This is a genomic window from Streptomyces roseoverticillatus (assembly GCF_000719265.1).
Classification (GTDB): Bacteria; Actinomycetota; Actinomycetes; order Streptomycetales; family Streptomycetaceae; genus Streptomyces; species Streptomyces roseoverticillatus.
Genome location: NZ_JOFL01000048.1, coordinates 1 through 7,109 on the forward strand (window position 1 = coordinate 1; position 7,109 = coordinate 7,109).

Genomic DNA, 7,109 nt, shown 5'->3' on the forward strand with positions numbered 1-7,109 from the left:
GGGGGCTCGGGGGTGGGGGTCCGGGGCCGTATATTTACGGCGCCCTTCCCCCTCCGCAGACTCACCCGGCACTTGGCGCCACAAATACACGTCAGCGCCCCGGACCCCCACCCCTGCGCCCCCACCACCTCCCGCCGTCCCTCCTGCTGACGCCGATGGCCTGGTCGGATGCCGCCCCGTCGTGGGGAGCTACGTGACGGTGGGGCGGTGCAGTTTGATGACCCCGGTCAGCAACACGTCGTGGTTGGAGAACAGACCAGGCAGCTCGTAGCGCCTGCTGATCGTGGCCGCCCATCTACCGGGCGGTTCGTACGAGCCGGTCATCCGGACGCGGAAGGCCTGAGTGATGATCCACCGAGCGTGGTCATCGGGCAGATCCCTGGCCCGGCAGAATTCCTGCGCCAGTCTCCACAGCGTCTCTCCGGTGCCCGCAGGGTCGGTGACACCGATTACGGCGATGTCTCCCAATCCGCGGCTGTCGGACGACTGGCTGGTGTAGGCGACGGTGTGGCCTTCGAGCGGGAAGGCGGTGATGCGGCTCGTACCTGACAGCTCGACGGCGGCGCTCTTGCCGGACATGGTCGGTCCGTTCAGTCTGCTGGAAGTAGGTGCGCCGGGGGCCGCCTGCCGTGAGGCGGGCGGCCCGTCCGGCCGGTGGCTAGTTGCTGCCGCAGCCGCCACCGTCACCGCAGCACGCGGGAGGGTTGCACTCGGCCGCCGTGCCCCACAGCTCGTGGTCCACGGTGAATCCGGCTGCCTCGATTGCGGCGATGGTGCGCCCAAGGGCGATGGCGTCGCGTGGGCGCAGCGGGCCTTCGAACGGGTTGTGGTGCAGGAAACGGCCGAACTGTTCCTGGCACCAGCCGGCGTACTCGCGGGTGTGGAGCATGAAGGTGTGCCAGCCGGGATCGACATCGGTTGAAGGGGACAGGGGCACGTCCTGGCGGTGGCCGCTCATCCAGAGGAAGGCGAGGGCCTGGTCCATGACACGTTCCGCCATGGGCCGGGGCCTCTTCTCGTGCTCCATGAGGAAAGCCACCAGGCGGCCGAACAACTCGTCATCGACGAGCGAGCGGCCGGTACGTACTGCAACCGGAGCAGTTGCGGCGATCACTGTTCGGTCCGCAGCGTGTCCCCGTGAGTGTCCGAACCGCTCGGCAGGGATCAGGCACGTTGCGCTCATGGCATCTCCTCGCTCTCACAACGCCTGGGGTTCGAGACGAACGTAGAGCGGTGGTCACCCAACCACCCAGAGGATTGCGCGAGTTTGCAGCGGCCTGATTGACTGGCCCGGATGTCTCATCGACCATCGGTCTGTCGCGCAAACTTGCGCAAGGCAGAGGACGGGAGACCAGCCATGAAGCTGCGGTTCCTCGGTAAGAACTCCACTCCTGGAGACAGCCCCACTCTGTACGCCAGCGACCGGGACAGCTACGTCGTCCAGGGCTGGAAGGTCTACGCGAACGACCTTCTGAGGCGGCTCGATGTGCCGGAAGGTCATACCGTCGTCGAGGTGCCGACCGAACTGTTCGAGTATCTGTCCAAGGACGGTCTGCCCTCTGGGCAGATCAAGAACTTCTCGGCTCCGATCATGCTGGTCACCGGCCAGGGGACATGCATCGTGCAGGGACCGGAGATGGATGACCCTGAGGCTCTGAGCCAGATGCGCATGCCCGGCTACGAGACCTGCGTCGAGATCCCCAAGTCCTCGATCGTGGCCCTATGGGAGGAGAGCGGTGGACCTGATCACCCCTGCACAGCGTGACGAGCTTTTCCACAGCCTGGAGCGGGACGCGTTCCATCTGGAGCTGAGGGACCACTACGGGTCGTCTGTCGAAGACACTCCCTACGCCCGTTGGCAGAGGGGAGAACCCGACGACTACGCCTGGCTGGAGCCGTGGACAGCACTCATGGAGAGCGTGACCGGGACCGGCAGGACGGTTCGGCGGGTCCGGGTTGTCACGGAACCACACTCCCGGTACGTCGGGTGGGAGCACTCGCTGACCCGACTGAATCTGGAGATGGGCGAGGACATCCGTTGGCTGCCGAGGCACAGGATGCCGGAAGGCATCACGTTCCCCGTGGACGGCAATGACTGGTGGCTGTTCGATGACCGCCTCCTTGCCGTGGGCCACTTCGACATGGAAGGGAGGGTTCTCGGCTCGGAGCTGATCGAGGACCCGAAGACCGTGGCCGAGTGCATCCGGGTGCGGGACGCTCTGTGGGCCGTGGCGATCCCGCACTGCGAGTACAAGCCCTGAACCATCGGTGAGTACTGAAGCGCAGGCACAGCGAGAGGCTTTGGGAGCCCGGCTGCGAGGACTCCGCAAGGACGCGGGGTTCAAGAGCGGCCGGGCATTCGCCGCGGCGACGGGGTGGCAGGAGTCCAAGGTCTCCCGGATCGAGAACGGCCGGCAGAACGCCAGCGAGGACGACATCCGCCTCTGGTGTGCGAAGACCGACGCCGAGGAGCAACTCGGCGACCTGATCGCCACGGTCCGCCACATCGACGAACTGTGGCTTGAGTGGCGTCGCCAGCTCGCCTCAGGAGCCGCGCTGCGACAACAGAGGGCCATCCCGGTCTATTCCAAGACCAAAGTGTTCCGCATCTGGCACCCGACCCTGGTCTGGGGTGGGCTGCAGACGGCGGATTACGCCACGGAGACCTTCAAGCAGGTGATCAACTACTACGAGGTCCCGGATGACACGGCGGCCGCAGTGGCGAAGCGGCTGGAAAGACAGAAGTACCTGCACCAGGGTGACCGGATCTTCAACGTGCTGCTTGCCGAGCAGGCTCTTTACAGCAACTTCGGTGGTCCGGACGTGATGCGTGGCCAGTTGGATCGCCTCCTTGCGATCATCGGCCTTCCGCGGCTGAGCCTCGGCATCCTCCCTCGCTCTGTGCCGCTGCATATCTGGCCCGGCAACTCGTTTTCGATGTTCGATGACAGGCTGGTTCTGGTCGAGACCTACTCGGCCGAGTTCTCGGTGACCCAGCCGAGAGAAATCGCCCTCTACGCCAAGGCTTTCATGCTCCTCAAGGCCTCGGCCGTCTACGGCGACAGAGCGCGGGCTCTCATCGCACAAGCCATGCAGCACTACGGCAGGTAGGGGTGGGCAGGGCGCGCCTCTCCTGGCGAGGGCGCCCCGTGAACCACGCGGTCACAGCCGGCCGGACCGGACCTCGTGGAGACCTCACCCGTCAGGCCTGGCCCATGGCCAGCAGATGTGAGCCGGCGGCCAGGAGATCCGGGTACGGTTCCGCCGCGCGGGCGGCGGCGAGTGCCGCGCGGAAGAGCGGGGAGTCGGGAGACAGTGGCTCGCCCGTATGCTGCTCGGCGGCCTTGAGCAGCGACCAGGTGGGCCCTTCGATCGCATAGACGCGGACGTCGCTCAGCCCGGCGGCGCGCATTTCCTCCTCCAATTCCGAGCCGGTGTGGAAGTAGGCCGCCGTGAACCCCTTCCGGCCCGGTTCGTGCACGCCCGTGGCCAGGATGTCCGTCACGGCGTCGCGCACGGTCTCGCGGTCCAGCCAGGTGGTGGCGGTGTGCTCGAAGAGCGACGCGTAACGGCTGATGGCCGCGGCCGCGACGAGACCGCCGGGTGCGGTGACCCGCCGTGCCTCTGCCAGCGCTTGGTCGCGGTCGGCGCGGTCGAGCAGGTGGTAGAGCGGTCCGAGGAGCAGCGTGACGTCGTACGTCCCGTCGCCGGCACCGAGGCTGCGCGCATCCCCGATCTCTGCCGTGCAGCCTGCCTCGGCGGCCTGCGTCACGTGCTTGGCCACCGGGTCCACGAGATGGACCCGGTACCCGTCTGCAGCGAGCCACCGCGCGTGCGCCCCGGGCCCGCCGCCCACGTCGAGGACGTCTGCGGGTGCGGGCGGCAGGTGGCGCCGGAGCAGCTCTTGCGTACGGACCATCTCCAGCATTCCGTCCGCAGTCGCTGTCAGGCGCGTTGCCTCGTCGAAGGTGTCGGTGTAGAAGTCGATGATCTCCGGGGCCACTTGGGGGATCGTCATGACGGTGATGTTTTACCGCGTCCGGTCGGCCTGTCCAGTGAACCCGAGCTGAGCCGGGTCACAGCCGGCCGGACCGGACCTCGTAGAGGAAGGAGGCCCAAGTGAACGGCTGCACCTGGAGGGGTGGGAGGGTCGTGTTCTTGGAGTCGCGGATTCCGATGCGGGCCGACAGACTGGCGACTTCGACGCAGTTTCCCCCCGCATTGCTATAGGAGGACTTCCTCCAGGGTGCGGACTTGATGGCGGGTATCTCAAGCATCGATGAGTTCTCTCGCTAGTTGCTGCAGAATGCTTGCTGTCTTGTCGGGAGAGGTCGCTGCCGCGCGAAGGGAGTCGAACCTGCGGGCGAAGCGCCCGACCTCCCGTGGCTTGTCCGACATGGATACGGTTCCCCAGGGCATGTCGATCTGGACTGTTGACGGCAGCCCGCCGTCAAGGTCGACGACGGTGAAGTCGCTGGCGTACCGATAGCCGGACTCATGTGTGCGCAGGATCTGAACCGTCACGTTGTCCAGCTCCGAGAGTGCGGCGATCTCTGCGAGCTGCTCACGCATGACATCGGCGCTACCGACGATGTGGCGCAGCGCCCCTTCCCCCAGGATTGCCCAGAGCTGTACGGGATCCTCGGTGCGGGTCAGCAGCTCCTTGCGCATCATGCGCAGGCGGACGCTCTGCTCGATGAACTCGTTTGTGTACTCGTCATGCATCTTCTCCATCTCGTAGACCCCGGTCGCGTACCGCTTCGTCTGGAGCAGGCCCAGGACGAGGGTCGGGTGCCACGCCTTGATGGTGTGGGCCAGGGATTCCACGCCGACGAACGTCCGTGTCGTGGGGTGCACCATGTTGGCGAAGGATGTCCATTCCTGGCTTCCGGACTCCCGGTGCAACTGGACGAGCCTGCCTACGTGCTCCTCATCCGTTACCCCGTACCGCTTCAGGAGCGCGCGCAGCTGGCCTGCTTGCTTCAGGGGGATGTTTCCGGTCTCGACGCGCTGCAGCTTCGCTTCGCTGAAGCCCAGTCCTTTCACTGCTTGTTCGAGAGTCAGTCCGGCCTCATTACGCATGCGGCGTAGCTCGATTCCCAGTTCGATCCGTCGGGCTGTTGGTCCGATCCGAGCTCCCACGCTCATCGCCTTCCGTGGCCGCTTGCCGCTTGATTGAGTCTGGCACCGCGTGTTCACACTGCGCACCCCGCTGCCCTTCTTGCCTGCGCGCCTGAGGCCGTCGTGAAGCCCTTAAGTGCCTTCGGCGGCACACGTGTTGTCGCCGTGGCATGTGCCAATTCAGAAGGTAGCGGTGACTGCGCGAGTTTTCGCTTGAATCGCAACTTCGCCACCCGGCAGGGTGGTTCTCGTACCGAGTCGCAGGTGCGGGCGCTACGCCTCCGCACCGCTCGAAGGAGCTGCCATGCCTCCATTCCCCCGTACCGCCCAGACCGGAGGCGGGATCACACTCGCCCCGACTGGGTCGTCCCCGGTCTCGATCGGGCAGGCCCTTCGCGAGGCCACTGACATGCAAACGTGGCTGCCCGCGCCGCCCCGGCTGAGCGAGGTCACCGAACGCCTCCTCGGCTACATCCGGGAGACCGCACCCGCCGTGGAAGCGGCTGCGAGTGGCCGGCCCGTGGACTGCCTGCTCCGCCGGGCCGCGCTCGCCGCCGTGCAGGAGGCTCGGCAGCGAGCCGAGGCCGGCCCCGGGAACGGGTACGCCTCCGCGATCACCTTCGCCAGGAGCCTCGGCAAGGCCGCCGGGCAGCTGCTGCACCAGGAGCGGCGGCTGCAGCGGGAAGGCGGCGGACGGTGAAGCGGACGGCGACGCGCCTGCGCACGTGGTGGGCCCTGCACGGCCAGTTCTCCCGGCCGGTACGCGCTCTCCGGCCGAGCCGCCGCCGGGCGCACGCGGACGCTTCCGCTGCCAGGGACTTCGAAGAGGCGCGGCGCCTGCTCGAACTGCGCATCAGGGTGGTGGCCGTTCCCCACACCAGCGGCCCGCCCGCACTTGAGCGCCCGCCGAACTGCATCTGCCTGTAGCCGAAAAGTCGCACTGGGCCGACCGGGGGAACATCCGCCGGTGGTCCGGCTCCGAGCAGGCGGCAATCTCCGGCTCGCTGCGGGACGAATGGCAATGTGAGGCTGTCCAGCAGCCGTCCTGCCCGACAGGACTCAACGATCGGGAAGCTCGCAAATGGGCGGTGCGCAAGAGCCCTCGAAACCGGCGGGACCCTCGCCCCTGGTCGTCGGAGAGGTCCAGGCCGCGCTGGGCAAGCGCCTGGACGACGTGGCCAAGATCCTGGCCGGTGCGCTCGTGGCGGTGGCGGGCATCATGACCACCCTTGGGCTCAACAGCAAGTTCGTGTTCGTCGCTCTCAACAACAGGTCGTGGCCCATCTACGTGGCCTCGCTCTGCGCCATCATCGCCATCGTCTGCAGCATCGGCGCCCTGCTCATCCGCCCCACAGGACGTGGAGTCCTGTGGGAGACAGGCGTGCTCGTCCTCGGTGTCGTCTTCTACATGGCGTCCCTGAGCATCGCCGTGGTCGGCGCCGCCCAGGCCGCGGGTGGCAATGGCCGTCCGACCATCACCGATGTCAGACTCGACGGCCCCCGATCCGGCATGCGGCTGCACTTCGGGGTGCACGCCGACGGCGTTCAGAAGTGGTCGCACATCGAGGTGTCCGTGAATCCCGAGAATGGGAGAGACCTCTACTGGAGTGTGCTCAGGCCCGACGACCAGGGAAAAGTCGTGCAGCAGATCGACATCCCTCTCTCGCCCCCTGCTGGAACCTCGGTGGTCCAGATCGGGGCTGTCAACCCGGACGAGGCCGAGAAGGGAGCATGCGAAGCCAAGACCCAGCACGGACCGGCGTGCACAGAACTCCACATCCCCTGAGCGGCCAACAGAGCCAGCCGACCCAACTCCCCGGCCCGTACCGACCTGGGCCTCGATCGTCCACCAGGTCCGGCCCGCAGCCGGGCATCCGGCGGGAGGTGGTGGGGGCGCAGGGGTGGGGGTCCGGGGCGCTGACGTGTATTTGTGGGCCCAATACCGGGGCACCCTCGACGTCTACGGCAACGGGCCCGTAAATATACGG

At 66.9% G+C, this 7,109-nt stretch carries 11 protein-coding genes; 6 read left to right on the plus strand and 5 right to left on the minus strand.

Annotation, left to right across the window (positions count from 1 at the left end; all coding sequences use genetic code 11):
• Positions 1 to 189 precede the first annotated feature (189 nt).
• Complete coding sequence (locus IF61_RS0131535) at positions 190 to 579, minus strand: hypothetical protein (protein WP_030369978.1); 390 nt, start codon at positions 577 to 579, stop codon at positions 190 to 192.
• 79 nt (positions 580 to 658) lie between these two features.
• Positions 659 to 1,183, minus strand: coding sequence for a glycine-rich domain-containing protein (locus IF61_RS37360; RefSeq protein ID WP_245684696.1), 525 nt, complete (start codon positions 1,181 to 1,183; stop codon positions 659 to 661).
• 174 nt (positions 1,184 to 1,357) lie between these two features.
• Between IF61_RS37360 and IF61_RS0131545 the strand changes: the two genes are divergently transcribed.
• The 3 genes from IF61_RS0131545 to IF61_RS0131555 are packed head-to-tail and all read left to right on the plus strand — an operon-like array spanning position 1,358 to position 3,111.
• Positions 1,358 to 1,765 carry a hypothetical protein gene (locus IF61_RS0131545; protein ID WP_030369980.1) on the plus strand — a complete coding sequence of 136 codons (408 nt, stop codon included), beginning with the start codon at positions 1,358 to 1,360 and terminating at the stop codon, positions 1,763 to 1,765.
• Positions 1,737 to 2,261 (plus strand): DUF6879 family protein, encoded by a 525-nt coding sequence (locus IF61_RS0131550; protein WP_030369981.1) that lies wholly within the window; start codon positions 1,737 to 1,739, stop codon positions 2,259 to 2,261. The genes IF61_RS0131545 and IF61_RS0131550 overlap by 29 nt, the downstream gene beginning before the upstream one ends.
• Positions 2,262 to 2,268: 7 nt before the next feature.
• Positions 2,269 to 3,111, plus strand: a complete 843-nt coding sequence (locus IF61_RS0131555; RefSeq protein ID WP_030369982.1) for a helix-turn-helix domain-containing protein — start codon at positions 2,269 to 2,271, stop codon at positions 3,109 to 3,111.
• A 91-nt stretch (positions 3,112 to 3,202) separates the two neighbouring features.
• Here IF61_RS0131555 and IF61_RS0131560 read toward each other — a convergent pair whose 3' ends face one another.
• The 3 genes from IF61_RS0131560 to IF61_RS0131570 are packed head-to-tail and all read right to left on the minus strand — an operon-like array spanning position 3,203 to position 5,148.
• Entirely contained in the window at positions 3,203 to 4,018 is an 816-nt protein-coding gene (locus IF61_RS0131560; RefSeq protein WP_030369983.1) for a class I SAM-dependent methyltransferase, read from the minus strand.
• 58 nt (positions 4,019 to 4,076) lie between these two features.
• Positions 4,077 to 4,277 carry a DUF397 domain-containing protein gene (locus tag IF61_RS0131565; protein ID WP_211264964.1) on the minus strand — a complete coding sequence of 67 codons (201 nt, stop codon included), beginning with the start codon at positions 4,275 to 4,277 and terminating at the stop codon, positions 4,077 to 4,079.
• A complete protein-coding gene (locus IF61_RS0131570; RefSeq protein ID WP_030369985.1) occupies positions 4,270 to 5,148 on the minus strand; it encodes a helix-turn-helix domain-containing protein in 879 nt (292 codons plus the stop codon). Before IF61_RS0131570 ends, IF61_RS0131565 begins: the two co-directional genes overlap by 8 nt.
• Positions 5,149 to 5,425: 277 nt before the next feature.
• Between IF61_RS0131570 and IF61_RS0131575 the strand changes: the two genes are divergently transcribed.
• From IF61_RS0131575 to IF61_RS0131585, 3 genes are all read left to right on the plus strand, one after another.
• The gene (locus tag IF61_RS0131575) at positions 5,426 to 5,821 is read left to right on the plus strand and encodes a DUF6415 family natural product biosynthesis protein (RefSeq protein ID WP_157848737.1); all 396 of its coding nucleotides are present in this window, start codon (positions 5,426 to 5,428) and stop codon (positions 5,819 to 5,821) included.
• Positions 5,818 to 6,048, plus strand: a complete 231-nt coding sequence (locus IF61_RS0131580) for a hypothetical protein (RefSeq protein ID WP_030369987.1) — start codon at positions 5,818 to 5,820, stop codon at positions 6,046 to 6,048. Before IF61_RS0131575 ends, IF61_RS0131580 begins: the two co-directional genes overlap by 4 nt.
• 154 nt (positions 6,049 to 6,202) lie before the next feature.
• Positions 6,203 to 6,907: a hypothetical protein gene (locus IF61_RS0131585; RefSeq protein WP_030369988.1), complete on the plus strand. Its 705-nt coding sequence runs from the start codon at positions 6,203 to 6,205 to the stop codon at positions 6,905 to 6,907.
• Positions 6,908 to 7,109 lie beyond the last annotated feature (202 nt).